The following is a 26496-nucleotide window of genomic DNA, read 5'->3' on the forward strand; positions in this document are numbered from 1 at the left end:
GGGACTCACTCCTCGCCCTCACCGTCAGACCAGGAAGTCCCGTCCGATGTTCTCCGCGACCCGCTCCAGGAGCGGCCCTGCGTCGGAGACGCACTTCGCGAGGTCCGGCTCGATCTCCGTCAGGGGGTACGCGCGCCGGATGCCGGCCCGGCCCAGTGCCTCCGGGCGCAGGGCGAGGCGCCCGCAGACCGCGACGACCTCGCGGCCCTCGGCCCGGGCCGCCGCGGCGACGCCGGCCGGGGCCTTGCCGTGCAGGGTCTGCTCGTCGAGAGAGCCCTCGCCGGTGATCACCAGCGTGGCGCGGTCCAGGGCGGACGCGAAGCCGAGGACGTCGAGCATGACCTCGATGCCGGGCCGGAACCGGGCGCCGAGGACCAGGGCGCCGTAGCCGATGCCCCCGGCGGCGCCCGCACCCGGCGCGGTCGCGTACTCGGCGGCCTTCGCGCCGAGCGCTGTCTCCAGGATCTTCGCGTAGTGCGCGAGAGCCTCGTCCAGGGCGGCCACGTCGTCCGGGGAAGCGCCCTTCTGCGGGCCGTACACCGCGGGTGCGCCCTTCGGACCGGTCAGCGGGTTGTCCACGTCGCTGGCCAGCACGAAGTCGACGTCCGCGAGGCGGGTGTCGAGGCCCGAGAGATCGGCCGTGGCGAGTCCGTCCAGGCCGCCGCCCCCGGGCGGCACGGGCTCGCCGTCGGCGTCCAGGAAGCGCGCGCCGAGCGCGGAGAGCATGCCCGCGCCCCCGTCGGTGGTGGCGCTGCCGCCGACCCCGAAGACGATCGTGCGCGCGCCCGCGTCGAGCGCGGCCCGCAGCAGTTCTCCCGAGCCGTACGTCGATGCCGTGAGCGGCGCGAAGACGCCCGCGGGCAGCCGCTGGAGCCCGCTCGCCTCGGCCATCTCCACCACGGCGGTGTCGCCGCGCAGCGCGAACGCGGCCGTCACCTCGTGCCCGAGCGGTCCCGCGACCCGTACCTCACACCGTTCGAATCCGGCGGCGACAGCGGCGTCCACGGTCCCGTCGCCGCCGTCGGCCACGGGAAGCGACTCGACCTCGACACCGGGGGCGGCCTTGCGCAGCCCGGCGGTCACCCGCTCCGCGACCTCCACAGCCGTCAGTGATCCCTTGAACTTGTCGGCGGCGATCAGCACCCGAGTCGTCCGCACACCTGTCACCTTCGCCGTAACCGCAGCGTCCGCCACCCTGTGTTCCCCTTGCTCTTGGCCCCGTACACGTCAGGGCAGTCGCGCCGCTGCGACCTTAACCGCAGGAGACCCGCCCCGTCATTCCCTCCTCCCCGCTCACAGCCAGGACATCCGCGCCCGCGCGAAGTGGTGGACCCCACCCGCAGGTGTGACGGAACGCCGACGGACGTCGCCGGGTCATCTCCCCTGGTTACGCTTCCCGGATGACCATTCAAGACTTCGCCACGTACATCGCCGGCCTGCCCCGAGTGCTCGCCGGCGCCGCCGCGCTCTTCCGGGACGCCGACGGACGCATCCTGCTCGTCGAGCCCAACTACCGTGAGGGCTGGGCCCTTCCGGGCGGCACGATCGAGTCGGACGACGGAGAGACCCCACGCCAGGGGGCACGCCGGGAAACCCTCGAGGAGATCGGCCTCGACCGGGAACTCGGCCGTCTGCTGGCCGTCGACTGGGTCCACATCGCGGGCCACCCGCCGCTGGTGGCGTATCTGTACGACGGTGGCGTCCTCGGCGAGGACGAGCTGAAGTCGATCACATTGCAGGAGGAGGAGCTGCTGTCATGGCGGCTGGTAGCGCGCGAGGATCTCGCCGGATACCTCCAGGGCTCCCTGGGCCGCCGGGTCCTGCACGCCCTCGACGTCCTGGCGGAGGGCGGGGGAACGGCGGAACTGGAGAACGGCAGCCGGGTGGCCTGACAGGTACTCCCGGACGCGGTTCAGCCCTGGACGTCCGGCGGCTTCACGTCGTCCCCCGCCCGTCGCGCGTCGTCGCGCTCGGCGACCCGGGCCTCCGTGCGGTGACCGCGGGCGATGTAGTCCCGTACGACGAGTTCGACGGCGTCCTGGGGGTTCCCGACGCCCGCGAGCACCATGACCTCGACGACGAGTTCGGCGTCGAGTGAGACGGAGACCTTGGCTGCCATGGGCGGACCCTAACACCGGGCGCCTGTTCGTACACCGGCTGTGGGAGACGGGCCTTGGGCCGTAAACCGGTCGCCGCCCCGAACCCCGGCACCTACCCTCGGCAACATGACCAAGCCCCTCGTCGCCATCCTCAGCGGCGCCGGCATCTCGACCGATTCAGGAATCCCTGATTATCGCGGCCCGAACGGCCTGTGGCGGCGGGATCCCGGGGCCGAGAAGCTCGTGACGTACGAGTACTACATGGGCGATCCCGAGATCCGGCGCCGTTCCTGGCAGATGCGGCGCCAGAACCGGACCCTCCGGGCCGAGCCCAACGCCGCGCACCTGGCCGTGGCCGAGCTGGAGCGTACCGGGGTGCCCGTGCGGGTGATCACGCAGAACGTCGACGGGCTGCACCAGCTCGCCGGGATGCCGGCCCGGAAGGTGCTCGAACTGCACGGCACCGCAAGGGAGTTCGTGTGCACCAAGTGCCACGCGCGCGGGCCCATGGAGGACGCCCTCGACCGGGTCGAGGGCGGCGAGGACGATCCGCCGTGTCTGGTGTGCGGCGGGATTCTCAAGTCGGCGACGGTGATGTTCGGTCAGCGCCTCGACCCGGTCGTCCTCGGCGATGCGCTCGCCATCACCAAGGCCTGTCAGGTGTTCATCGCCGTCGGAAGCAGCCTCCAGGTGCAGCCCGCCGCCGGGCTCGTCGGTGTCGCCGCCGACCATGGCGCCCGGCTCGTCATCGTCAACGCCGAGCCGACCCCGTACGACGACCGGGCCGACGAGGTCGTACGCGAACCGATCGGCACGGCCCTGCCCCAACTACTGGGTGAGCTGAGGCAGTCCGGGGCAGCATAGGCGCGTGGAGTTCACAGCGGCGGTGGCTCCGTGAGTCCCCCCGTCGTCACGACAGGTGTGGAAGTGACCGTCACCGTGGCGGCGGCCAGGCCGCTGCGCGTGGCGCGGACGGTGATGGCACCGGCGATGCGCGTCGTGCGTACGAAGACCCTGTTGATGCCCGCCTCCGTGCTGACGTAGGACTGGAACACGCTGTACGGGACGCCCGGGTTGTGGCCGCCGAGCAGTTTCGCCGGGCCGGTGACCGCGAAGTCCACGCGGGCCTGGTCGGTCGGTACGCGGCGGCCCGCCGAGTCCACCGCCTCCACGTCGATCATCGCCACGTCGGTGCCGTCGGCCTTCAGGCCGTCGGGTGAGACGTGGGCCGTGAGCCGGAGCGCGGTCGGTGTGCCCGTCGTCTGTTTCTGGGCGCGGGTCAGTTCGGTGCCTGCCGAGTCGTAGCCGACGGCGGTGATCGTGCCGGACTGCCAGGTGATGTTCGTGAAGGTGTGCAGGAAGTCGTACTGCGGGGAGGTGGACGTACCGACGGTCCTGCCGTTGACCAGCAGGTCCACCCGGGAGACGCCCGCAGCCATGACGTACACCGGCTTCACCGTGCCGGACGGGTAGGTCCAGTGGCCGACGATGTGGAGGTCGGGGGTCGGGCTCTGCATGACGCGGTGGGTGTAGTAGGTCTCCTTGGGGATGCGCACCGCGTCGACGCGGCCGGAGAGCCTGCACGTCTCCCAGTTGTACTGGCGGCCGTGTTGGTTGGAGTCCGCCCAGGTCAGGGCCGCAGCGCCGGAGTAGCGCCGGCTGCCCGGGCCCTGGATTCGCTGGCTCCAGAACTCGTAGCGGGTGCTCGCGGCGACGGTGGCCGCGAAGTCCTCCGAGGTCCAGTGGTAGGTGACGTCGGGGCCGGTGACGTAGCCGAAGTCGGGTGGGGAGGCGGTGTCCCAGACACGGCGGGGGGCCTCGTCGCGGGTGAACTCGGACTCGATGAGCGGCATGCGGTCGCGGGCGTAGTCGCTGTAGTGGCGGTTGAGCATCGTGCCTATGTACTCGCACTGGTCAACGGCGGCCGTGCCGCCGTAGGCGGAGTTGTCGGAGGTCGCCCGGGAGCCGATCGCGCGCATGCCGCCGGGGTCCCAGGTCTGCTTCAGCGCACGCATCTGCTGCTGGTGGTCGGCGGTCAGCCAGTTGTTGCCCGACTCCCAGAACAGGATGCTCGGGCTGTTGCGGAAGTAGATCATCACGTCCCGCATGGCGCCGAGGCGCTGGTCCCACTGCACGCCGGTGGCGTCGGCCTCCTTGTCCCCGGCGGGCTGGACCGACACCAGTCCGTACCGGTCGGTCATCCGGATGTTCGTGGGCTGTGCGGCGAGGTGCATCCAGCGGATCAGGTTGGCGTTGCTCTCCCGGATGAGCCGGCCGTCGTGGTCGCGCAGCCATTCGGGGACGGCGTCGCCGAGCACCGCCCATTCGTTGGTGGCGCGCTGCGCGTAACCGGTGAGGAAGATCTGCTTCTCGTTGATGTACACGCCGCCGGTGCTCGCCCCGCCACGGAACTCGGCCTTCCGGAAGCCGGTGCGCACCGTGTACGTGTCCACGACCGTCGTCCCCTCCGCGAGCGTCAACCGCACGGTGTGGAGAGCCGGGTACGACGGCGACCAGAAGTTCAGCCTGCTGATCCGGCTGCTCACCTTGAACACGTGACTGGTGTTGGCGGCCAGCGTGACCGTCGAGACGGGCAGCGTGCCCACCAACGCGCCCTGCTCGTCCAGGACTTCGGCCGACACTGACAGCGTCCGTGACCGGTCCTCCTCATTGCTGATCTGCGCCTCCGCGTTGACCGTCGCGGTGTGACCGGAGACGTTGACGGCAGACGGGTAGACGTAGGTCCCCGTGGTGCCCAGGTTGCTGTAGAGCGGGAGCGTGAAGTGGGTTCTCGGGACGACGTGGAGGATGACGTTGCGGGTGAGGCCGCCGAAGGTGGGGTTGAAGTCCCGGGTGTCCCACTGGAAGGGCATCCCGGTGGCGGATTCCGGCCGCCACTTGGTGTTGTCCGCGCAGATCGCGAGCACGTTGTCGGCGCCGAACAGGATCTCGTCGGTGAGGTCGAAGCCGAAGGGGGTGACGCCTGCCTCGTAGCTGCCGATCAGGACGCCGTTCAGGTGGACAGTCGCCGCCTGTCGGATGCCCTCCAGCTCGAGGATCACCTTGCGGCCCGCCTGCTCGGCAGGTAACTGAAAGCGCTTTCGGTACCAGGTCGACTGCATCGCCACGGAGGACTCGCCCGAGCTGCCGATCCAGTTGTCGAAGGAGTCCACGTCGTTGTAGGTGTGCGGCACGCTGACCACGGCCCACCCGGAGTCGTCGAAGGTGATCCGTTCGGCGCCGGCGACATTCGACCTGATGAACCGCCAGTCGAGGTTCAGGCTGAATCTCTGCCGCTCAGCGGCCTCGACCTGCGCAGTCGACGCCGCCCCGTCCGTCGGCAGGGCCGCCACGCCCACGCCCGCGACGGCCCCTTGCAGTACGCGCCGTCTGCTCACGCCGTCGGGACCGGACGGCGTGGAACCCGCGGAACGGCTGGTGAACTCCATCGTCTACCGCCCTTCGAGGGCGCGCGCCCATTGGCGCACCCGTCCAGATTATTGCCATGAACGCGACAGAAAGCGCTTCACATCATGCGCCGGGGTGTGGCGGGCGACAAGGTGCGGGACGAAGGTCGTTCGGGTGAGAGGTGAGGCAGAAAGGCGCAGGGGGTCCAGAAGGAGCAGGAGGAGCAGGAGCAGGAGGAACTAGAAGAGCGCCGGCCCTCGTTCGAAGTCCAGCAGTCGCTGCTTGCGCTCCAGGCCGCCCCCGTACCCGGTGAGGCTGCCGTCGGCGCCGACCACCCGGTGGCAGGGCACGATGATGCCGACCGGATTCCTGCCGTTGGCGAGGCCCACGGCACGCGAGGCCTTCGGATTGCCGAGGGCGTCGGCGAGTTCACCGTACGAGCGGGTCTCGCCGTACGGGATCCGGCACAGCTGCTCCCAGACGCTGCGCTGGAAGTCGGTGCCGGGCAGGCGGAGTTCAAGGGTGAACTCCTTCAACTCGCCCTGAAAATAAGCCTTCAGCTGGTCAGCCACTTCCCCGAAGGGTGTGTCGTCGCGTGCGCCGAAGTTCTCCTCGGGCGGACGGTGACGTTGGTCGACCATGTAGAGACCGCAGAGGACTCCGCCGTCGGCCACGAGGGTGAGGGGGCCGTACGGGCTGTCGATGACCGTGTGCTGCTTCACTGCTGTTCCTCACGTCCTTGTACGTCATGTGTCTTATACGGGGAGGAAGTTGATCGGGTGGCTGTCCGTCGCCCACAGGTACTGGACCGCGTAGGCCCGCCACGGCCGCCAGGCCGCTGCGCGTGCGGTGAGCGCCGCCGGCGTCGACGGGAGGCCCAACTCCTGGGCCGCGCGCCGGATTCCGAGGTCCGTGGGAAGAAACGCGTCGGGGTCGCCGAGGGCCCGCATCGCGATGACGTCGACGGTCCAGGGCCCGAATCCGGGGAGGGTGAGGAGTCGGGAGCGGGCCTCCGCCCAGTCGCTCTCGACGCCCAGGTGAAGGACACCATCGGCGAGTTGACCGACGAGGGTGGTGAACGTGGTCCTCCGGGTGCGGGGCATGGCCAGAGACTCGGGGTCGAGGGCGGCCAGGGTCTGCGGGGTCGGGAAGAGGTGGGTGAGGCCGCCCTCCGGATCGTCGACCGGGTCGCCGTACGCCGTGACGAGACGGGCCGCGTGGGTACGGGCGGCGGCCGTGGACACCTGCTGGCCCAGCACCGCCCGTAAGGCGAACTCCGCTTCGTCGACCGTGCGCGGGACACGTCGCCCCGGGGCCTTCGCGACGAGCGGCGCCAGCACCGGATCCGTACGCAACTGCTCGTCGACCGCGACCGGATCGGCGTCCAGGTCGAGCATCCGGCGGCATCGACTGATGGCGACGGGCAGATCGCGCAGGTCGGTGAGGGTGAGGCGGCATGCGATGTGGTCTGGCTTCGGGGTGAGGGCGGCGATGCCGTGTCCGTACGGGAGGCGCAGGGTCCGGCGATAGGCGCCGTCGCGCCATTCCTCCACGCCGGGTACGGCGGTCGCGGCGAGGTGGCCGAAGAGGTTGTCGGGGTTGAGCGGGGCGCGGAAGGGGAGGCGGAGGTTCAGCGCGGCCGGGGTACCGACGGGCGTGCCTGTACCACTCGGACGGGCATCGGTGCGGGCCTTGTCGATGCCCCTCTGAGCAGTACGTGTCTTGTCGGTGCGTGTCTTCGGGAGGCGGTCTCGGAGTGCGCTCGGGGAGAGGGCGAAGACCTCGCGGACGGTGTCGTTGAAGGTCCGGATCGAGGAGAAGCCGGCCGCGAAGGCGATCTCCGCCATGGGCAGCGCGGTCGTCTCGGCGAGGAGCCGCGCGGTCTGGGCACGTTGGGCGCGAGCGAGGGCGAGCGGGCCGGCGCCCAGTTCGGCGAGGAGTTGCCGTTCGATCTGGCGGATGCTGTAGCCGAGGCGGGCGGCGAGGCCGGGGACGCCTTCGCGGTCCACGATCCCGTCGCCGATCAGCCGCATCGCGCGGGCCACGAGGTCGGCTCGCTGGTTCCACTCCGGTGAGCCGGGGCTGGTGTCGGGCCGGCACCGCTTGCAGGCCCGGAAGCCGGCCTGCTGGCAGGCCGCCGCGCTCGGGTAGAAGGTCATGTTCTCGGGCTTGGGCGGCACCACCGGGCAACTGGGCCGGCAGTAGATCCGGGTGGTCAGGACCGCCGTGAAGAACCAGCCGTCGAAGCGCGCATCCTTGGACTGGACGGCACGTACGCAGTGCTCGGTGTCGGTGTGCATCGCGTTCCGCATACGTCCAGCATCGGCGATGGGCTGGGCCGGAGCTGGCGAGAATCCGACATCGAGGTGGCGTGTCCAGGGAGGCTCCGGGTCGCGCGGACCATCCTGTCCGGCGTGCCGGCCGGACAGGCGGAGCTGCTGGCCGACCTGCAGGCGGCCCAGGGGAAGAGTGAACCGTCGTCCTGGCGTCGCGACGGCCCGTGACAGATCCGGCACCGGCCTGCCCGTCGCCGGGTCCGGTGTCCCGGGCCTCGCCATGGGCCCCTCGGCCCGGGCAACGTCAACCGCCCACCGGCACCGGCACCGATGGGCGCAGACCGAACCCCCTCCGTCAGCAGCGCACTTGCCCGGCGAACGCCTCGAACGCCTGATCGTCGAAGAGGACGAACCTCGCCTCCTCGACCTCGGTCTCCGTCGTCCGCACGGTCTCCACCGCGATACGAGCCGCGTCCTCCATCGGCCACCCGAAGATGCCGGCGGAAACCGCCGGGAACGCCACCGTGCGGGCGCCGAGTTCGTCGGCCACCCTCAGTGACTCCCGGTAGCACGAGGCCAGCAGTGCGGACCGGTCCTCCTCGGGGAGGAACCGGGGCCCCACCGTGTGGATCACCCAGCGCGCGTCCAGGTTGCCGGCGGTCGTGGCGACCGCCTTGCCGACGGCCAGACCCTTGCCGTAGTGCGAGGCGCGCAGCGCTCGGCAGGCCGCGAGGATCTCGGGGCCGCCTCTCCGATGGATCGCCCCGTCGACGCCTCCGCCACCCAGGAGTGACGAGTTCGCGGCGTTGACGATCGCGTCGGCACTCTGTCGGGTGATGTCGCCCTTGACAAGCGTGATGGCGGTCATGACTGCCTCAGCCTTCTCCAGACGGCCTTCGCCGCGTTGTGTCCCGACATGCCGTGCACGCCGGGGCCCGGCGGGGTGGCCGAGGAGCAGATGAAGACGGCCGGGTGCGGGGTGGCGTACGGGAACAGGGAGAGCTTGGGCCGCAGCACGAGCTGGAGGCCGCTGGCCGCGCCGGATCCGATGTCGCCGCCGACGTAGTTGGCGTTGCGGGCCGCGAGTTGAGGTGGGCCGGCGGTCGCGCGGGCAAGGACCTGGTCCCTGAAGCCGGGGGCGAAGCGCTCCAGTTGGCGTTCGATGGCGTCGGTGAGGTCGCCCGTCCAGCCGTTCGGGACGTGTCCGTAGGCCCAGAAGACCTGCTTGCCCTCGGGGGCCCGGGAGGGGTCGACGACGCTCGGCTGGACGGTGATCAGGAAGGGGGTGTCGGGTGCCTTGCCCTCGCGGGACGCGGCGCGCAGGGCGGTGTCGATCTCTGCCCTGTCCGCGGCGACCTGGACGGTGGTCGCCGTGCGGGCCTCCGGCGCCGTCCAGGGCACGGGGCCGTCCAGCGCGTAGTCGATCTTGAAGACGCCCGCGCCGTAGCGGTAGCGCTCGTAGTAGCCGCCGAAGCCCGCGATACGGGCCAGCGCGGTGGGTGAGGTGTCGAAGATGTACGCACGTGCGGGTGGCAGGTCGTCCAGCCGCTTGACCTCGTAGTCGGTGTGGACGGTGCCCCCGAGGTCCGTCAGATACGCGGTGAGCGCGTCGGAGATCGACTGGGAGCCGCCGCGGGCGACCGGCCAGCCGCGGGCGTGTGCGGCCAGCGCGAAGACCAGGCCGACCGCACCGGTGGCGACCCCGTCGAGCGGAGCCATGACGTGTCCGACGAGGCCTGCGAACAGGGCTTTCGCCCGCTCGTCGCGGAAGCGGCGCATCAGCCAGGTCGAGGGCGGCAGGCCGACCAGACCGAAGCGGGCGAGCGTGACCGGGTCGCGGGGCAGCGAGGTCAGGGGAAGCGACATGAAGTCGTGGGCAAGCGTGTCCCACCTGCTGAGGAACGGCTCGACCAGCCTGCGGTACGCGCCCGCGTCACGCGGCCCGAAGGAGGCGGCCGTCTCGGCCACGGAACGGGACAGCACCGCGGCCGTGCCGTCCAGGAAGGGGTGGGCCATGGGCAGGTCGGCGTGCAGCCACTCCAGTCCGTACCTCGCCAGCGGCATCGCCCTGAACGCCGGGGAGTTGATGCCGAGCGGGTGCGCCGCCGAGCACGGGTCGTGCCGGAAGCCGGGCAGCGTCAGCTCCTCCGTTCGGGCGCCACCGCCCACGGTGTCGCGCGCCTCGAAGACGGCCACGGAGAAGCCCCGTCGGGCCAGCTCCACGGCAGCCGTCAGCCCATTGGGCCCCGCCCCCACCACGACCGCATCGAGCATCGACGGCACCTTCGGACTCCTTCGTCAGCCGACGGCCACTTCAGATCAGGATATGCCGGGACACCGACACTGCCCGGCGCGGGTAACCTCGGCCGGATGACGCGCCGTTTCCGCATCCAATCGCCCGGCGAGGACGCCGACGACACCGCCTGGTACTGGTTCGAGGTCGAGGACGACGGCTGGGTGCTGCGGCAGGCGGTGTTCGAGGCAGCACTGGAGGTCCCGCGCTCGTGCGAGCCCGTCCAGAACCCCGACGGCACCACGTCCGGCGGTGCCTCGATGGCCGCCGCACAGGCCCAACTGGCCCTCGTGCGCGAGCGGTTCGGGCGCCTTGGCGTCCAGCTCTACCAGACCGTGTACGGGGCGTTCACCGAGGGCGCTGTGGAGGTGCCGCCGGAGGCGGTGGACGTGACCGAACCGGAGTTCGAGCGGGCGTGGTCCACGGCCCTGCGGCACCGGCATCTGAGCCACTACCTCACCGGCCCGCTGCCGGAGGGGGCCCTGCTCACCGGCATGGTGTGCGCGCTTCCGTGGGGGCCGGGCCGGACGGGTCTGTTCGTCGACATCAACCTGCCGGTGGACGCCTTCGTGGACGTCGCCTGGCTGCCCTTCGACCCCGCGGACTGGCCGGCGGTGGGCACCGTGGCCGAGTTCGAGGTCGTCACCCTGCGTTTCAGCTCGGCCCGCCCGCAGATCAGGCTCCGCCCGACAGCAGCTCCACCACCCGGCGAGCCGTGGCCGCGTCGCGCGCTGCGGTGAACGGCAGCACGTTGCCGCCGGTTATGCGGAACGGGTCGCCCGCGCGGGTCAGGTGCGCGCCGCCGGCCTCCTCGACGAGGAGGATGCCCGCGGCGTGGTCCCAGGCGGCCTCCCAGGAGAACGCGGTGGCGTCCAACTCGCCCCGGGCGATGGCCAGATACTCCAGGCCTGCCGAGCCGCAGGCGCGCGGACGGACGCCGTCCGTCCACAGGCCGAGCAGCGCGCGCTTCTGTTCGTCCGTCGTGTAGTCCGGGTGGGAGGTGGCCACCCGGAGGTCGCGGCCGGCCTCGGGCGCGCCCGCGTGCAGGGGTGTGCCGTCGAGGAAGGCGCCCTGTCCGCGGATCGCCGTGGCGAGCTGGTCGCGGGCCGCGGCGAACGTCCACGACGCGCGGACGACCCCACGGTGTGCGAGCGCGACGAGCGTGCAGAAGCCGGGGTCGCCGTGGACGAACTGCCGGGTGCCGTCCACGGGGTCGACGATCCAGACCGGCGCCTCACCCTGTATCGCCTCGTACGAAGCGGGGTTGGCGTGCACGGCCTCCTCGCCGACCACGACGGAGCCGGGCAGCAGCTTGGGCAGCACTTCGGTGAGGTACAGCTCGGCCTTGCGGTCGGCGTCGGTCACCAGGTCGTGCGGGCCGCTCTTCTGGTCGACCTCGTGGGCGGCGAGCTGCCGGAAGCGCGGCATGATCTCCGTGGCCGCCGCCTCACGGACCGCTTCTTCGACGTCGGACGCGTGCCGGGCGAGAAACTCTTCGATGGTTTCGTTTTCTTCGATCATGACTCCATGAGAGCACGCGGCACTGACAATCCACTCCGGTCCGGTGGACATGGGATGGAATCCGCCTGAAGACCAGGATTCGGACATCAGCGCCCGACCGCGTACCCCTGCATCCCCCGCGGATTCGCCGCCGCCGACAGGACACCCGTCTCCGGGTCCCGGCCGACCGCGCACAGCCGGCCCTCGGACCAGGCGCCACCGATCGTCACGTCATGCCCCCGGCGGCGCAGCTCCTCGACCACTTCGCCTGCCGTGCGGGCCTCCACGGTGACGCTCCCGGGGCGCGTGCCGCGGGGGTAGAAGGACCCCGGGAAGCTGTCGTTGTGCCAGTTGGGGGCATCGATCGCGCCCTGGAGGTCCAGGCCGCCGCGCACTTCGGGGCACAGGGCGACCGCGAGGAAGAAGTGCAGCTGCCACTGGTCCTGCTGGTCCCCACCGGGCGAACCGAAGGCCAGCACCGGCACCCCGTCGCGCAGCGCGACGGAGGGGGTGAGGGTGGTCCGGGGTCGGCGGCCGGGAGCGAGGGAGTTCGGCAGGCCCTCCTCCAGCCAGGCCATCTGGAGCCGGGTGCCGAGGGGGAAGCCCAGTTCGGGTACGACGGGGTTGGACTGGAGCCAGCCGCCGCTGGGCGTGGCCGCGACCATGTTGCCCCAGCGGTCGACGACGTCGAGGTGGCAGGTGTCGCCCCGGGTGGAGCCGTCGGAGGCGATCTCTGGCTCGCCGGACACGGGTGCGGCCGGGTGCTCGGCGACGGTCGGCTCCCCGGCCCCCGGCGGGCCACCGACCGCGACCGTCGGCTCCCCTGCCCCCAGGGCGCTGGATCCGGGCTCGTCCGTAGTCACCACGCGCGCGTGTGCGCACAGTCGCGGGGTGCGCCCGCCGGGGCTGCCGGGCCGTAGCTCGTACGAGGCCTTGTCTCCTACGAGCGTCCGACGGTCGGCGTTGTAGGCGTCGGACAGCAGTTCGTCGAGCGGTACGTCGGCCCCGCCGGACGCGTCCCCGTACCAGGCCTCCCGGTCCGCCATGGCCAGCTTGCAGCCCTCGATCAGCAGGTGGACGTAGTCGGCGGACCCGTACTCGGGCAGTTCGGGCGGGAGGAGCGCGAGCTGCTGGAGGAGGGCCGGGCCCTGACTCCAGGGGCCGGCCTTGCAGAGGGTCCAGCCGTGCCAGTCGTAGGTCGCCGGGGCCTCGTAGGACGCGGACCAGGAGGCGAGGTCGGCGGCTGTCAGGGTGCCGGTGTGGTGCGTGCCGCTGGTGTCGAGGGTGGGCCGCGCGGACTGCTGTACGAGCGCCTCGGCGATGAAGCCGGTGCGCCACACCTCCCGTGCCGCTTCGATCTGGGCGACGCGGTCCCCCGCCCCGGCGACCTCGGCGAGCAGGCGCTTCCAGGTGGCGGCCAGCGCGGGATTGCGGAACAGCTCGCCTGGCCGGGGCGCCTGTCCACCGGGCAGGTACACGTCCGCGGAGGAGGTCCACTCCGTCTCGAACAGTTCCCGTACCATCTCCACGGTCGCGCCGACGCTCTCCACGGGCGGGTGCCCGTCCTCGGCGTACCCGATGGCGTATTTGAGGACATCGGCGAGTGGCTTGGTGCCGTGGTCGCGGAGGAGGAGCATCCAGGCGTCGAAGGCGCCGGGCACGGCGGCGGCGAGGGGCCCGGTGCCGGGTACGAGATCGAGCCCCAGTCCCCGGTAGTGCGCGACCGTGGCCCCGGCGGGCGCGACGCCCTGCCCGCACAGCACCCGCACCTCGCCGCCGGCCGGGGCGATGATGATCGGCACCTCACCGGCGGGCCCGTTGAGATGCGGTTCGACGACGTGCAGGACGAAGCCCGCGGCAACGGCGGCGTCGTACGCGTTGCCGCCGGCCTCCAGGACGGCCATCGCCGACTGCGAGGCCAGCCAGTGGGTGGAGGACACCATCCCGAAGGTGCCCTGGAGTGTGGGTCGAGTGGTGAACACGGGCGACTCCTTCACACTGCGGCACGTGATCCGATGATCGTACGTACCCCACGCCGCGCCCCCGGTATACCCGGTACCGGATACACCGCCCGCGCCGACTCACCTCTCGGCTACGGCCGACGCCGTCCAGCCGTCAGCACGTGGCCGCTCGCACCGAGCAGCGTCGGCTCGGACTCGATGCGGCGGGTCGCGGACATGACCGCCTCGCGGCGTTCCGGGTCGTCCAGCCACTGCTCGACGCCGCCCATGAGCCACGCGACGCCCTCCAGTCCGTACTGACCGTCCGGGACGAGTCCGGCCGCGCTGAACTCGGCCGGTACCTCGGTCGGTTCGGCGAAGTAGGCGGTCGTGAACAGGCCGCCTATGCCGTGTCGGCCGGTGGCGCTGACCTCGTCGGTGTGGGCCCGGTGGGCCGGGTCGAAGTAGCGCTCCTCCCGCAGCAGGTCGTGCAGCGCGGCATGGCGGTTGATGGTGGCCGCGACGACCAGTCCCCCGGGCCGGACGACCCGCAGAGCCTCGCCCAACGCCCTCACCCGGTCCGGCCGTTCGGGCAGGTGGTAGAGCGGTCCGAGCATCAGGACCACGTCGCGGGACGCGTCGTCCGCGGGCAGCGCACGGGCGTCCCCGAGCCGCGCGGTGACACCGGGCAGCCGTCCCGCCTGCTCCAGATGCAGCGGCACGGGATCGACCAGCTCGACCTCGTACCCGTCCCGCGCCAGCCACTCCGCGTGCACCCCACTGCCCCCGCCGACGTCCAGCACGCGCGCGGGGGCCGCGGGCAGCAGCCGCCGGAGCACGTCCTGGGTCCGCCAGAACTCCAGCCGTCCGGAACCCCGCCGGATACGGGCGTCCTCCTCGCCGCGCGCGTAGTAGGCGAGGATCTCCTCGGGCACGGCGGGGCGGTCGACAGGCGTGTCGTGCGTGGTGGGCGATGTGGAGGACATGCCTCAAGCCTCCGAACGGGCACGGAACGGCGCAAGCCGTTATCGGCGTGCCCGTCTCATCACTTATGAGAGCTTCGCGACAATACCTGGCATCGATGGCGAATTGGGCGTCATCGACGTCGATTTGCGCATTCGGACGGACAGTACGGGCGGCGGACATTGAGTGACAGTCATCGCACAGCCACGGAACGAGTTCCTACTTCCGCCCCACAGGCAGTCATGTGACACTGGCGTCCCGTCCGGAGTGCGGACCCCCTCCGCACCGTCCCCCACGAGAAGTGCACCTTGAGCCTTCCCTTGCCGCTCGCACTCACCACCCGCCTGGCGCCCGTCGCCGTGCTCGCCACGGCCGGCTGGGCGCTGTCCGCGGGTCCGCTCGCCGCGGCGCCGACCGACAAACACGAGACGGCGGCCACCACGGGTGCGTCCGCGTCGCCCACCGCGCCCTCGACCTCGGCGGCGACGAAGACCTTCACCGCCGCACCCGCGCCCTGCTCGGCCGTGACCCCTGGGACGATCAAGTCCCTTGTCCCGGGCGCCAAGGCGGCCGGCAAGGAGATCCCGTCGACGGACACGGACGCGCGCCGCACCTGCTCCTGGAACGCGCTCAAGGAGTACGACTACCGCTGGCTCGACGTGTCGTTCGAGCTGTCCGACACGGACGCGGCGGCGGAGAAGACGTACAAGGACCGGCTCTCGGAGAAAAGCGGCGGCGGGGTGGTGCCGGGTCTCGGTGACGCCGCCTACTCCGTCGTGAACCTGACCACCGAGGACAAGCAGCAGACCCGCGAGGGTGTGGTCCTGGTCCGCGCGTCGAACGCGCTGGTGGTGATCACGTACAACGGCAGCGACTTCGAGTCGAAGAAGGCACCCAGCACGGATGTGATCAACAAGGGCGCCATCAAGGCCGCCCGGGACGCGGTGGCAGCGCTTGAGGGCGGCCGGTAGAACCGGCCGCCCTCAAGGGCACAGCACTGGGTCAGACCGTGGTCGTCTCCGTCTCCGTCACCTCGTCCCGCCCCTGGCCGGTCGCCAGCATCAGCACCAGGTAGAGCACCATTGAGGTGCCCAGGCCCACGGCCCAGCCGTAGTCGGCCAGTGAGGACAGTGCCGGGATGGGCCGCCCGTCGATGATGGGCGCGAAGTTGGCGCCGCCCACGGCCAGTACGCCACCGACCACGAACGCGACGACCGCCCGCCAGTTCCAGCCGTTGTCGTACCAGTAGCGTCCGCCCGCCCGGTACAGGTCGGCGAGGTCGAGCTTGCCGCGGCGCAGGATCCAGTAGTCGGCGATGAGGATGCCCGCGACCGTGCCGAGGAGACCGCCGACCAGGCCGAGCCAGGTGAAGATGTAGCCCTGCGGGTCGGAGTACAGCTTCCACGGGAAGATCAGCACGCCGAGTACGCAGGTGGCAAGCGCGCCCGTCCGGAAGCTGATCTTCCGGGGCGCGATGTTGGAGAAGTCGAAAGCCGGGGAGACCAGGTTGGCCGCGACGTTCACGGACAGGGTCGCCACCAGCACGGTGACCAGGGCGAACAGCAGCCCGAAGACGTTGTCGGTCTTGGCGGCGAGCTGTACCGGGTCCCAGATGGCCTCGCCGTACACGGCCTGCGAGCCCGAGGTGACCATGACGGACAGGAACGCGAACAGCGTCATCGTGGTGGGCAGGCCGAGCGCCTGTCCCCATGTCTGGGCCTTCTGGCTCTTCCCGTACCGAGTGAAGTCCGGGATGTTCAGGGACAGCGTGGACCAGAAGCCGATCATGCCCATGAGGGCGGGCGCGAAGATCTTCCAGAAGTCCGCGCCATAGCCCAGCTTGGAGGGCTGGTCGAGCAGCGGACCGAAGCCGCCGGCCTTGTCGGCCATCCACCACAGCATCACGCCGGCGCCGAGGAGCACGAAGGGCGCGGCCCAGTTCTCGAACCGGCGGATGGTCTCCATGCCCCGGTAGATGATGGCGACCTGGATCGCCCAGAAGATGGCGAAGGACAGCCACATCGTCCAGGCGTAGCCCCCGATGTGCGAGGCGTTCGCCCAGCCGTCACCGATGAGCTTTCCGGCGAGGAAGTAGATCGCCTCGCCGCCGATCCAGGTCTGGATGCCGAACCAGCCGCATGCCACCAACGCTCGTACGACAGCGGGGAGGTTGGCGCCGCGCACCCCGAAGGAGGCGCGGGCGAAGACGGGGAAGGGGATGCCGTACTTCGGCCCGGCGTGCCCGGTGAGCAGCATCGGGACCAGCACGATCACGTTCGCCAGGGCGATCGTGAGCACTGCCTGCTTCCAGTCCATGCCCACGGCGATCAGACCCGAAGCAAGGGTCCAGGAGGCCGTGTTGTGGGCCATGCCCACCCAGAGGGCGGAGAAGTTGTACGTGGTCCAGGTGCGCTTCTCGACCGGAACCGGCAGCAGGTCCTCGTTGGCGTACGGCCCGGTGGGAGCGGGCGCGTCGGGGGAGATCTCCACCCTGCCGTCGGGGAGGGTGAGTTGGGAGGACGGCGGTATGGCCGTGGGAGCGGTGTCGGTCATGGGCAGGCCAATCAATGAGGTGGGTCGGGAAAGGCCGTGCGGGTGGCGCGTTGGGGGATGCGCACAGGACACCCGGAGGAGTCCTGACCCTCTCCCCGGCTACCTGAACGCCGGGGAGAGGGAGATGGTGGGGACGTGCGGGACGTAACACGGCAACCGGTGTGCGTCGTCAGGCGTTGACGGCCGGGATGACCGTCGACCCGTAGGCGTCGATGACGGCTTCCTGGGCGTCGTGCATGTCGTAGAGGGCGAACTGGTCGACGCCGAGCTCACGCAGCTTGTTGAGCTTCTCGATGTGCATCTCGGGGGTGCCGATGACGCAGAACCGGTCGACGATCTCGTCGGGCACGAACTGGGTGTCGGGGTTGTCGGCCCGTCCGTGGTGGGAGTAGTCGTAGCCCTCACGGGCCTTGATGTAGTCCGTGAGTTCCTCGGGTACGGCGGCGGAGTGCTCGCCGTACTTCGACACCAGGTCGGCGACGTGGTTACCGACCATCCCGCCGAACCAGCGGCACTGGTCGCGGGCGTGGGCGAGCGCCTCGGGCGAGTCGTCCTCGGTGATGTACGCGGGGGCGGCGACGCAGATCTTCACCTCGGACGGGTCACGTCCGGCGGCGACGGCCGCGTCCTTCACCGTCTTGACCATGTACTCGGTCAGATAGAGGTCGGAGAGCTGGAGGATGAACCCGTCGGCCTCCTCGCCCGTCATCTTGAGCGCCTTCGGGCCGTACGCGGCCATCCAGACGGGGAGTTCGGCACCCGGCCGCACCCACGGGAACTTGATCACCGTGCCGCCGAGGTCGGCCTCGTCGCCGCGACCGAGCGAGCGGATGACCTTCATCGCGCCGCTGATCCGGGCCAGGGTGTTGGGCGTACGGCCGGCGACTCGCATCGCGGAGTCGCCGCGGCCGATGCCGCACACCGTGCGGTTGCCGAACATGTCGTTGAGGGTGGCGAAGGTGGAGGCGGTGACCTCCCAGGTGCGGGTGCCCGGGTTGGTGACCATCGGGCCGACCGTCAACTTCTCGGTGCTGGAGAGGATCTGACTGTAGATCACGAACGGCTCCTGCCACAGCACGGCGGAGTCGAAGGTCCAGCCGTACGTGAAGCCGTTGCCCTCGGCGCGCTGCATCAGCTCGATGACACGCGAGGCCGGCGGGTCGGTCTGCAGGACGAGGCCGAAGTCCATTAGCGCTGCTCCTAGTTCAGATCAGGTACTGACAGGTGGAGCGGGGGGTGTAGACGCCGTGACCCGCGCGCCCGGTGAACTCCCGCTCGGTGATGACGAGTTCGCCGCGCGAGAGCACGGTCTCGACGCGGCCGGTGAGCCGCTTGCCCTCGTACGCCGAGTAGTCGACGTTCATGTGGTGCGTCTCGGCGGAGACGATCTGCTCGGCCGTGGGGTCGTAGATGACGACGTCGGCGTCGGCGCCCGGGGCGATGGTGCCCTTCTTCGGGTAGAGGCCGAACATCCGGGCCGGGGTGGCGCAGGCGATCTCGATCCAGCGACGGCGGCTGATGTGCCCGTCGACGACACCCTGGTGGAGGAGGTCCATGCGGTTCTCGACACCCGGAAGCCCGTTGGGGATCTTCGAGAAGTCGCCGCGGCCCAGCTCCTTCTGCCCCTCGAAGCAGAACGGGCAGTGGTCCGTGGAGACGACCTGGAGGTCGTTGGTCCGCAGGCCCCGCCAGAGCGCGGCCTGGTGGTCCTTGGGGCGAAGCGGCGTGCTGCACACGTACTTCGCGCCCTCGAAGTCCGGCTCCGCGAGGTTGTCGGTGGACAGGAACAGGTACTGCGGGCAGGTCTCGCCGAAGACGTTGAGGCCCTCGTCACGTGCCCGTGCCAGCTCGGCGACCGCCTCCTGCGCCGAGACGTGGACGACGTACAGGGGCGCGCCCGCGACCTGCGCGAGCTTGATGGCTCGGTGCGTGGCCTCGGCTTCGAGGAGGGCCTTGCGGACCTCGCCGTGGTAGCGGGGGTCGGTCTCGCCCCGGGCCAGCGCCTGCTCCACCAGCACATCGATGGCGATGCCGTTCTCGGCGTGCATCATGATCAGCCCACCGTTCTCGGCGGAGCGCTGCATGGCGCGCAGGATCTGGCCGTCGTCGCTGTAGAAGACGCCCGGGTAGGCCATGAACTGCTTGAAGGAGGTGACACCCTCCTCGACCAGCAGGTCCATCTCCTTGAGCGTGTCCTGGTTCACGTCGGAGACGATCATGTGGAAGCCGTAGTCGATGGCGCAGTTGCCGTCGGCCTTGGCGTTCCAGGTGTCGAGTCCGTCGCGCAGCGACTGGCCGACGCTCTGCACGGCGAAGTCGATGATCGTGGTCGTACCGCCCCAGGCGGCGGCCCGGGTGCCGGTCTCGAAGGTGTCGGAGGCGGCCGTACCGCCGAACGGCAGTTCCATGTGGGTGTGCGCGTCGACACCGCCGGGGATGACGTACTTCCCGGTGGCGTCTATGGTCCGCTCGGCCGTCCAGGCCTCGGCGGTGGCGCTTCCGCTGGTGGCGAGGGCGGCGATTCGGCCGTCCTCGATGAGGACGTCGGCGTGGATCTCGTCCGACGCGGTGATGACTAGGCCACCCCGGATGACGGTACGGCTGCTCATGAAATTACGCTCCGCTGGTTGTGTCGAAAGGTGCGGGTCGTTTGTGGTTGCTCGCGCCCCGCGGCGGAGCCGCAAATGGACGCTGCCCCGCGCCCCTTGCGGGGCGCGGGTACGGACGGTCGACTTGCTACGGCGCGGTCAGGGGGCCGTATGCGTCCGGGCGGCGGTCGCGGAAGAACTGCCAGCGGTCGCGGACCTCGCGCAGCTTGGCCAGGTCCAGGTCGCGGACGACGAGTTCGGTCTCCTTGTCGCTGGCCACCTCGCCGACGAACTGCGCCTCCGGGTCCACGAAGTACGAGGTCCCGTAGAAGTCGTTGTCGCCCAGTTCCTCGACACCGACCCGGTTGATCGCGCCGACGAAGTACTCGTTGGCGACGGCCGCCGCGGGCTGCTCCAGCTGCCACAGGTAGGCGGACAGACCGCGCGACGTGGCCGACGGGTTGAAGACGATCTCGGCGCCTTCGAGGCCGAGCGCACGCCAGCCCTCCGGGAAGTGCCGGTCGTAGCAGATGTAGACGCCGATCTTGCCCACGGCCGTGTCGAAGATCGGCCAGCCGGCGTTCCCCGGGCGGAAGTAGAACTTCTCCCAGAAGCCCGCGACCTGCGGAATGTGGTGCTTGCGGTACTTGCCGAGGTACGAGCCGTCGGCGTCGATCACGGCGGCCGTGTTGTAGAGGACGCCGGGCTGCTCCTCCTCGTACATCGGCAGGACGAGGACGATGCCCAGTTCCCTGGCGAGCGCCTGGAAGCGCTTGACGATCGGGCCGTCCGGGATCTGCTCGGCGTACTCGTAGAACGCCTTGTCCTGCACCTGGCAGAAGTAGGGGCCGTAGAACAGCTCCTGGAAGCACATGACTTGAGCACCCTGCGCCGCGGCGTCGCGGACCGCCTGCTCGTGGACCTGGATCATCGACTCCTTGTCGCCCGTCCAGGCAGTCTGGAAAATGGCGGCGCGAATCACCCTGCTCATCGGGACCTCCGGTCACTCGGTGTACGCCGAGCCTAGGAAGCCTGGAGAGCGGGTTTGAGTTGCACGGTGTCACGCCTGCGGACGTCCGGCGTTCCACGGTGTCACCCTGGCGTCGGCCCATGTTTCACCACTGTTTTCCCTGGTCCTCTGATGTTTCGGAGCGGTAAGACGGAGCGCTGGAGAGAGCGGTCATCGGCCTTGCTGGGCGTCGTGCGCGAGGAGCGCGATATGCACGGACGCGGCCTGCTCGAAGTCGTCGAGATCGAGCCCGAGCCGCGTCTCTATCGCTTCCAGCCGCCGGTAGAGCGCGGGCCTCGAGACATGATGCAGTTGCGCGGTACGTGATTTGTTGCGCCCGGTGGCGAGATAGGTCCGCAGTACGGGCAGCAGTTCCGACTCGCCCTCGGTCCCGCACAGCAGCCCGTCCAGCTCCCGCTCCGCGAACGCCTGGACGTGCGGATCGTCCCGCAGCAGCCGGACCAGCCCGCGCAGCCGTACGTCCCGCAGGTGCACCAACACCGGCAGCTCCTGCCCCGCCGGCGTGTCCGCGACGGCGGCGGCGACGTGGAGTGCCTCGCGCAGTCCGGTGGGTACGTCGTCCCAGTTGGCGAGTGCCTCGGCGGCGGCCACGACGGTCCGGCCGCCACCGGTCTCGGTGCGCAGCCGGAGCGCGAAGTGCGCGGCGAGCGCCTTGGCGTCCTGGTCCCGGGCGAGGCTCAGCAGTACGGCGGTGGCGTCGTCGGCCAGCTCGGCGACCAGTCCCGGCAGTCCCAACAGCCGCAGTACGCGGTCGAGTTCGGCGGGGTCGCCGTCCCGTACGACGAGCGGCACGAAGGTACGCCGGTTGACGGGCAGCCCGGCCGCCCGCGCGCGCGGCAGCAGCTGCCGGGCCGGTACGACTCCGCTCACCAGGTCCGTCAGCAGACTCTGCGCGGACTGCTCCTCCCAGGTGTGCACGGAGCCCCCGAGCATGCGGTGCAGGACGAGTGCCTCGGCGCCCCGGTCGGCGAGCAGCCGCCCGGTGGCGGCGTCACCGCGGTACCCGCACAGCACGATCCGCCCCCAGCGTTCCCCGCGCCCGCCCAGCTCGGCCCGGATCCACCCGTCGCCCTCACTCCCGCCGGCCTGCCTGGAGATCCGCTCCCAGTCCCGCAGCACGTCGTCGACGGCCGACCGCTCCCCCGCCGTGGCGAGGACCCGATGGGCGAGGTTGGTGACGACGACGGGGCAGGCACTGTGGGAGGCGACCTCGTCGAGGAGGTTCTGCAGCGGGGCGCCGGAGGTGATGAGCCCCGTGAGAGCGGTCCGCACCGCCTCGGACAGGCTCACTGCGGCGAACTTCCGTCGTACCAGCCGGGACTGGACCTCTTCCGTCAACTCCGCGAAGGGGAAGGGCCGGTGGAGCACCACCATCGGCAGCCCGCACCGCTCGGCCGCTCGTCGCATGACGTCCGGCGGCGCCGGAAAGGCACGGCCGAGCCCGAGGACGACGGCGGCGGCCTCCGCCCGGTGCAGCGAGCGGATGTACTCGACCTGGGCCTCTTCGTCCCCCGCGAGCAGCACCCCGGTCGTGAGGATCATCTCACCGCCGCTGAGCATCACACCGACGTCGGCCGCCTCGGCGACATGCACCCAGCGCACGGCCCGGTCGAGCTGGCCGGCGCCGGCCACCACCTCGGGCTCGCCTGCGAGCACCCGTTCCAGGCCGAGGACCTGGCGGACCGACAGGGCGGGTTCCAAGGTGGTGGTCGTGAGCATGACGGTCTTCCTTGCTGTGGTCCTGCTGTGGTGTTACTGGACGCAGCTCCTCAGAGCACGTTCGAGAATCGCGGCGCCCTCCTCGGCCTCCGCGACGGTGAGCGACAGTGGCGGTGCGATGCGCAGCGCGCTGGTGTTGTGGCCGCCGCCCTTGCCGAGGAGCAGCCCTTCCTCCCGGGCCGCTTCGAGCACGGCGGCGGCGGTCTCCGGGTCGGCGGTGTCGGTGCCCGGCTTCACCAGCTCGACGCCGATCATCAGCCCGCGCCCACGGACCTCCCGTACGCCCGGAAGCTGCGCGGCGACGGCCCGGAGCCGTTCGATGAGCAGTCCGCCGACGCGCCGGGCGTTGCCCTGGAGGTCGTGTTCCAGGAGGTAGGTGAGGTTGGCGAGGCCGGCGGCCATGGTGATCTGGGTGCCGCCGAAGGTGGAGATGGAGTTGGAGTCGAGGCAGTTCATGATCTCGGCGCGGGCCACGACCCCGCCGATGGACATGCCGTTTCCGATGCCCTTGGCGAAGGTGATGATGTCCGGCGGACCGTTCTCCGCGTGTGCCTGCCAGCCCCAGAAGTGCTCGCCGGTGCGGCCCCAGCCGGTCTGCACCTCGTCGGCGATCCAGAGGATGCCGCGTTCCTGGAGCACCTGGCGGAAGGCCGCGTACAGCCCGTCGGGCGGCGAGGTGAAGCCTCCGACGCCCTGGATGGGCTCAGCGATGAGGGCCGCGGGCGGGCGGACGTGCCCGAGCAGGTCCTCCAGGTCGGCGACGCACGCGGCGATGAAGTCGTCGTCGCTCAGATCGGCGTACGGACCACGGGTGCGGACGCCACCGTGGACGTACAGGGTCTGGAGCGGGGACAGGGAGGTCGGGGACCAGCCCTTGTTGCCGGTGATGCCGACCGTGCTGAAGGAGCGACCGTGGTAGCTGTTGCGCATCGCCAGGATCTGGTTGCTGCGCCGGTAGGAGGTGGCGAGGAGGAGTGCCGTGTCGTTGGCCTCCGTCCCGGAGGTGGTGAAGAAGACGCGTGCGTCCGGGATGCCGGACAACTCCGCGACGCGCTCGGCGAGTTCGACCATCGGCCGGTTGAGGTAGAGCGTCGACGAGTGGATGATCCGCCCGGCCTGTTCGCTCACCGCCTTGGTGATCTCGGGCAGCGCGTGCGCGGTCATCGTGGTGAGGATGCCGCCGAAGAAGTCGAGGTACCGCTTCCCGGCCGCGTCCCACACGTACCGGCCCTCGCCGTGGGTGATCTCGATCGGGTCCGCGTAGTAGAGGGCGAGCCAGTCCGGCAGAACCGCCTTGTGACGCCCGTACAGATCGCTCACGGCTGCACCAGCCCCTCGTACGCGTCCGGCCGCCGGTCCCGGTAGAAGGCCCACTGCTGCCGGACTTCCTCGATGAGATCGAAGTCGAGATCCCGCACGACGAGTTCCTCGTCCTTGTCGCTCGCGACCTCGCCGACGAACTGGCCGCGCGGGTTCACGAAGTACGAGGTCCCGTAGAAGTCGTTGTCCCCGTACTCCTCCTGGCCGACCCGGTTGATGGCGGCGATGAAGTACTCGTTGGCGACGGCCGCGGCGGGCTGCTCCAGCTGCCACAGGTGGGAGGAGAGGCCCCGGTGGGTCGCGGACGGGTTGTAGACGAGCTGCGCGCCGTTCAGACCGAGCTGACGCCAGCCCTCCGGGAAGTGCCGGTCGTAGCAGATGTAGACGCCGATCTTCCCCACTGCCGTCTCGAAGACGGGCCAGCCGAGATTTCCGGGTTTGAAGTAGTACTTCTCCCAGAACCCCTTGACCTGCGGAATGTGGTGCTTGCGGTACTTGCCGAGGTAGGTCCCGTCGGCGTCGATCACGGCCGCGGTGTTGTAGTAGAACCCGGACTGCTCGACCTCGAACACGGGTACGACGATGACCATGCCGGTCTCGCGCGCCAGCTCCCGCATACGGGTGACGGTCGGCCCGTCGGGCACGGGCTCGGCCCAGCGGTAGTGCTCGGGCTCCTGGACCTGGCAGAAGTACGGGGCGTTGAAGACTTCCTGGAATCCGATGACCTTGGCGCCCTGCCGGGCGGCCTCACGGGCGTGCTCCACATGTTTGGCGACCATGGACTCGGTGTCACCGGTCCAGGTGGCCTGAACCAGAGCGGCACGTACGACGTTGGCCATGACCTGTTCCTTCCGGCTGGACGTCAGAGAGCCTCTACGCCCGTAGACAGAGGTCGTAGGGGCTTGAAAGTAAGCCTCCGGAGGAGCCTTGCCAAGACCATCGCCGTTAACCCGCGGAGTCGATCACGTTTCACACCCCGGTGGGCGAGTCGCAGGCAGCCGGGTCAGCCCGGTCAGGCACTGTGGCCGGCGACCCGGAGGGCGTGCACCAGATCCCAGTACCGGTCCTCGGAGGCACCCCGGGCCGCCTCCAGGAGCAGCGGTACGAGGCGCTGGGGGTCGGCGGCGACACTGCGGGCGGCCTCCTCAGGAGTGCGGACCCGGACGTACGCGTCGAGCAACGCACGCACCTCACGCTGCCTGCCCTCCTCGGCGAGGCGGAGCACGGCCTCACCCACCTCCTGGGCCGGCCGCACGATGCCCTGCCGCAGGATCTGCTGGCCGTCGAGTCCCCGCCCCGCCGCGACGAGCGCGTCGGCGGCGGCGACCAGCCGGTCGGCCGGCAGGGAGGCGGCCTCCCAGAGCAGGGTGGCCCAGTCGGCGCCGAGCCCCGCGCGGTTCAGCTCGGCGGCGAGCAGCGGAAAACGGGCGGCGGGCCAGTGGGAGGCCTCGACGAGCAGCGCGTGCGCCTCACCGCTGCGCCCTTCACCTCGCAGTCGTACGAGGGTGCGGACGGCGCCGATGGTGTCGTGCCGGGCGTCGTCGTCCAGCGCCTCCCGTACGGGCACGGCGGGCTTGGCGGCGGACTTGGCGAACCGGGCCCCACGCGGGCTACGGCGGCTCGGGGCGGCGGGCGCGGGCACGGCCGGTGCGGGGGTGGGGATGGGGTCGACGACGGGCGTGGCGCCGGTGTCCGCGTCGTCCGTCATCCCGGCGAACCGGGCACCGCCACGGGCACGGCGCTTGGAGCGCTGCTTGGGGGCGGGGCGGGGATCCGCGGGGACCGGTTCGGGGGCGGAGGGCTCGTACCAGTCGGCGGGGAGTCGCGGTGCCGTGCTCTCGGCGGTGGGCTCCGGAGCGTCGGCCGGGCGGGGGTCGTCGTGGTCGTCCGCCTGGCCGGAGCGGCGGATGTGGTCGCGCCAGGGGCGCAGGTCGTCGTCGGAACGTGGCCCGCCGGGGCCGCGGTCGTCTTCATGGCGGGCGGGACCGGAGCCGGAGCCGTCCGAGGGTTGCTGCTGGGGGCCGGGCCCGTTGTCGTATCCGGCGGCCGGACGGGCGTTCGTACGCTGTCTGCGGGCGTCGCGCTCGTCGTCGTACCAGGCGGCCGTGTCGCCGTCCGGGCGCTGCCCGTCGGAGTCGGTGCGTTGTCCCGGCAGGGTCACGGGGTCGCCGTCGTGCCCGTCGGAGGGGTGCGGGGCGTTGTGGGCACGGCCGGCGAAGACGTCCGCCTCGTCGTCGCGGTCGCGGCCTCGGAAGGGCGCCCGGCTCATCGTCAGGCGGGCCAACTGGTCCAGGCGGTAACGGAGTTCGATGCATCGGGCGGAGGCGCGTTCATGGTCGTCGTGGGCCCAGGCGAGGTCGAGGCGGATACCCTCGGCCACCTCGTGGGTGGCGGCGGAGGCGAGCGATCGCCCCAGTTCGGCGAGCCGTTCGGCGGCGTACCTCTGCTCCCGGAGCATCACGTCGAGCCGGTCCCCGAGGGTGTCTCGGGCGCCGGTGCGGGCGTCGAACGCGGCGAGGGAGGCCTGGTGCAGGGCACGCGCCTGCTCGCCCTCCGGAGCCACGGCGCCCGGTCCGAACCCGGCGGCGAGATCCTGGAGCAGCGCCTCCACGACGTCCCAGGGCGGCACTTCGCGCCCCTCCAGGCAGGCACGCATACCGTCGGGATCGCGCTCCCAGAACACGCCGCACCAGCCCGCGCCCTGATCGAGGCGGGCCAGCAGGCCGTTCAGATACCGCGCGAACTCCCGCACCTGCCCCGGGAGCTGTTCCACCGCCATGACGTCCACCCCATGCCCGACCGGAGTT

22 protein-coding genes and 1 pseudogene are annotated in these 26496 nt (G+C 70.8%); 5 read left to right on the forward strand and 18 right to left on the reverse strand.

Annotation, left to right across the window (positions count from 1 at the left end; translation table 11 throughout):
- Positions 1 to 24: 24 nt before the first annotated feature.
- Positions 25 to 1143 (reverse strand): glycerate kinase, encoded by a 1119-nt coding sequence (locus G3I56_RS33740; protein WP_164415864.1) that lies wholly within the window; start codon positions 1141 to 1143, stop codon positions 25 to 27.
- A gap of 257 nt (positions 1144 to 1400) precedes the next feature.
- On the opposite strand from G3I56_RS33740, the gene G3I56_RS33745 reads away from it, so the two are divergent.
- Positions 1401 to 1892, forward strand: a complete 492-nt coding sequence (locus G3I56_RS33745) for an NUDIX hydrolase (RefSeq protein WP_164319242.1) — start codon at positions 1401 to 1403, stop codon at positions 1890 to 1892.
- A gap of 20 nt (positions 1893 to 1912) precedes the next feature.
- On the opposite strand, the gene G3I56_RS33750 is transcribed toward G3I56_RS33745, so the two are convergent.
- A complete protein-coding gene (locus G3I56_RS33750; RefSeq protein ID WP_164415741.1) occupies positions 1913 to 2119 on the reverse strand; it encodes a DUF2191 domain-containing protein in 207 nt (68 codons plus the stop codon).
- Positions 2120 to 2225: 106 nt separating this feature from the next.
- Between G3I56_RS33750 and G3I56_RS33755 the strand changes: the two genes are divergently transcribed.
- On the forward strand, positions 2226 to 2963 hold the full coding sequence (locus G3I56_RS33755; protein ID WP_164415743.1) for a Sir2 family NAD-dependent protein deacetylase: 738 nt from the start codon (positions 2226 to 2228) through the stop codon (positions 2961 to 2963).
- Between the two features lie 11 nt (positions 2964 to 2974).
- On the opposite strand, the gene G3I56_RS33760 is transcribed toward G3I56_RS33755, so the two are convergent.
- The 3 genes from G3I56_RS33760 to G3I56_RS33770 all read right to left on the reverse strand — a co-directional run bounded on the left by G3I56_RS33760 (position 2975) and on the right by G3I56_RS33770 (position 7819).
- Entirely contained in the window at positions 2975 to 5548 is a 2574-nt protein-coding gene (locus G3I56_RS33760) for a sugar-binding domain-containing protein (RefSeq protein WP_239135264.1), read from the reverse strand.
- 198 nt (positions 5549 to 5746) lie between these two features.
- Complete coding sequence (locus G3I56_RS33765) at positions 5747 to 6229, reverse strand: methylated-DNA--[protein]-cysteine S-methyltransferase (RefSeq protein ID WP_164415745.1); 483 nt, start codon at positions 6227 to 6229, stop codon at positions 5747 to 5749.
- A 33-nt stretch (positions 6230 to 6262) separates the two neighbouring features.
- Positions 6263 to 7819, reverse strand: a complete 1557-nt coding sequence (locus G3I56_RS33770) for an AlkA N-terminal domain-containing protein (protein WP_164415747.1) — start codon at positions 7817 to 7819, stop codon at positions 6263 to 6265.
- 72 nt (positions 7820 to 7891) lie between these two features.
- On the opposite strand from G3I56_RS33770, the pseudogene G3I56_RS43390 reads away from it, so the two are divergent.
- Positions 7892 to 8011 (forward strand): annotated as a pseudogene (locus tag G3I56_RS43390) (transcriptional regulator); the annotation flags it as partial.
- A gap of 127 nt (positions 8012 to 8138) precedes the next feature.
- Here the strand turns inward: G3I56_RS43390 and G3I56_RS33775 are convergent.
- Positions 8139 to 8651: an O-acetyl-ADP-ribose deacetylase gene (locus G3I56_RS33775; RefSeq protein ID WP_164415749.1), complete on the reverse strand. Its 513-nt coding sequence runs from the start codon at positions 8649 to 8651 to the stop codon at positions 8139 to 8141.
- Positions 8648 to 10057: an NAD(P)/FAD-dependent oxidoreductase gene (locus tag G3I56_RS33780; RefSeq protein WP_164415751.1), complete on the reverse strand. Its 1410-nt coding sequence runs from the start codon at positions 10055 to 10057 to the stop codon at positions 8648 to 8650. Before G3I56_RS33780 ends, G3I56_RS33775 begins: the two co-directional genes overlap by 4 nt.
- Positions 10058 to 10153: 96 nt before the next feature.
- Between G3I56_RS33780 and G3I56_RS33785 the strand changes: the two genes are divergently transcribed.
- A complete protein-coding gene (locus G3I56_RS33785; protein WP_164415753.1) occupies positions 10154 to 10816 on the forward strand; it encodes a hypothetical protein in 663 nt (220 codons plus the stop codon).
- Here G3I56_RS33785 and G3I56_RS33790 read toward each other — a convergent pair.
- The 3 genes from G3I56_RS33790 to G3I56_RS33800 all read right to left on the reverse strand — a co-directional run bounded on the left by G3I56_RS33790 (position 10752) and on the right by G3I56_RS33800 (position 14502).
- The gene (locus G3I56_RS33790) at positions 10752 to 11597 is read right to left on the reverse strand and encodes an inositol monophosphatase family protein (RefSeq protein ID WP_164415755.1); all 846 of its coding nucleotides are present in this window, start codon (positions 11595 to 11597) and stop codon (positions 10752 to 10754) included. The genes G3I56_RS33785 and G3I56_RS33790 overlap by 65 nt on opposite strands.
- Positions 11598 to 11683: 86 nt before the next feature.
- Entirely contained in the window at positions 11684 to 13558 is a 1875-nt protein-coding gene (locus tag G3I56_RS33795; RefSeq protein ID WP_164415757.1) for a gamma-glutamyltransferase, read from the reverse strand.
- Between the two features lie 110 nt (positions 13559 to 13668).
- Positions 13669 to 14502 (reverse strand): class I SAM-dependent methyltransferase, encoded by an 834-nt coding sequence (locus G3I56_RS33800; RefSeq protein WP_164415759.1) that lies wholly within the window; start codon positions 14500 to 14502, stop codon positions 13669 to 13671.
- Between the two features lie 285 nt (positions 14503 to 14787).
- On the opposite strand from G3I56_RS33800, the gene G3I56_RS33805 reads away from it, so the two are divergent.
- Positions 14788 to 15450: a hypothetical protein gene (locus G3I56_RS33805; protein ID WP_164415761.1), complete on the forward strand. Its 663-nt coding sequence runs from the start codon at positions 14788 to 14790 to the stop codon at positions 15448 to 15450.
- A 31-nt stretch (positions 15451 to 15481) separates the two neighbouring features.
- On the opposite strand, the gene G3I56_RS33810 is transcribed toward G3I56_RS33805, so the two are convergent.
- The 8 genes from G3I56_RS33810 to G3I56_RS33845 form a co-directional block, all read right to left on the reverse strand.
- Positions 15482 to 17032, reverse strand: coding sequence for an NCS1 family nucleobase:cation symporter-1 (locus G3I56_RS33810; protein ID WP_164415763.1), 1551 nt, complete (start codon positions 17030 to 17032; stop codon positions 15482 to 15484).
- Between the two features lie 169 nt (positions 17033 to 17201).
- Positions 17202 to 18221, reverse strand: coding sequence for a TIGR03842 family LLM class F420-dependent oxidoreductase (locus G3I56_RS33815; protein WP_164415765.1), 1020 nt, complete (start codon positions 18219 to 18221; stop codon positions 17202 to 17204).
- 16 nt (positions 18222 to 18237) lie between these two features.
- Positions 18238 to 19641: a dihydropyrimidinase gene (gene hydA, locus G3I56_RS33820; RefSeq protein WP_164415768.1), complete on the reverse strand. Its 1404-nt coding sequence runs from the start codon at positions 19639 to 19641 to the stop codon at positions 18238 to 18240.
- A gap of 127 nt (positions 19642 to 19768) precedes the next feature.
- Positions 19769 to 20611, reverse strand: a complete 843-nt coding sequence (locus G3I56_RS33825) for a nitrilase-related carbon-nitrogen hydrolase (protein WP_164319275.1) — start codon at positions 20609 to 20611, stop codon at positions 19769 to 19771.
- 189 nt (positions 20612 to 20800) lie between these two features.
- Positions 20801 to 22369, reverse strand: coding sequence for a PucR family transcriptional regulator ligand-binding domain-containing protein (locus G3I56_RS33830; protein WP_164415770.1), 1569 nt, complete (start codon positions 22367 to 22369; stop codon positions 20801 to 20803).
- Positions 22370 to 22402: 33 nt separating this feature from the next.
- Positions 22403 to 23689, reverse strand: coding sequence for an aspartate aminotransferase family protein (locus tag G3I56_RS33835; RefSeq protein WP_164415772.1), 1287 nt, complete (start codon positions 23687 to 23689; stop codon positions 22403 to 22405).
- Positions 23686 to 24528 (reverse strand): nitrilase-related carbon-nitrogen hydrolase, encoded by an 843-nt coding sequence (locus tag G3I56_RS33840; RefSeq protein WP_164415774.1) that lies wholly within the window; start codon positions 24526 to 24528, stop codon positions 23686 to 23688. The genes G3I56_RS33835 and G3I56_RS33840 overlap by 4 nt, the downstream gene beginning before the upstream one ends.
- 173 nt (positions 24529 to 24701) lie before the next feature.
- Positions 24702 to 26468 carry a hypothetical protein gene (locus G3I56_RS33845; RefSeq protein WP_164415776.1) on the reverse strand — a complete coding sequence of 589 codons (1767 nt, stop codon included), beginning with the start codon at positions 26466 to 26468 and terminating at the stop codon, positions 24702 to 24704.
- Positions 26469 to 26496: the final 28 nt, after the last annotated feature.

Origin of the sequence: Streptomyces sp. SID12488, from assembly GCF_010548275.1 — a bacterium.
Taxonomy (GTDB): Bacteria; Actinomycetota; Actinomycetes; order Streptomycetales; family Streptomycetaceae; genus Streptomyces.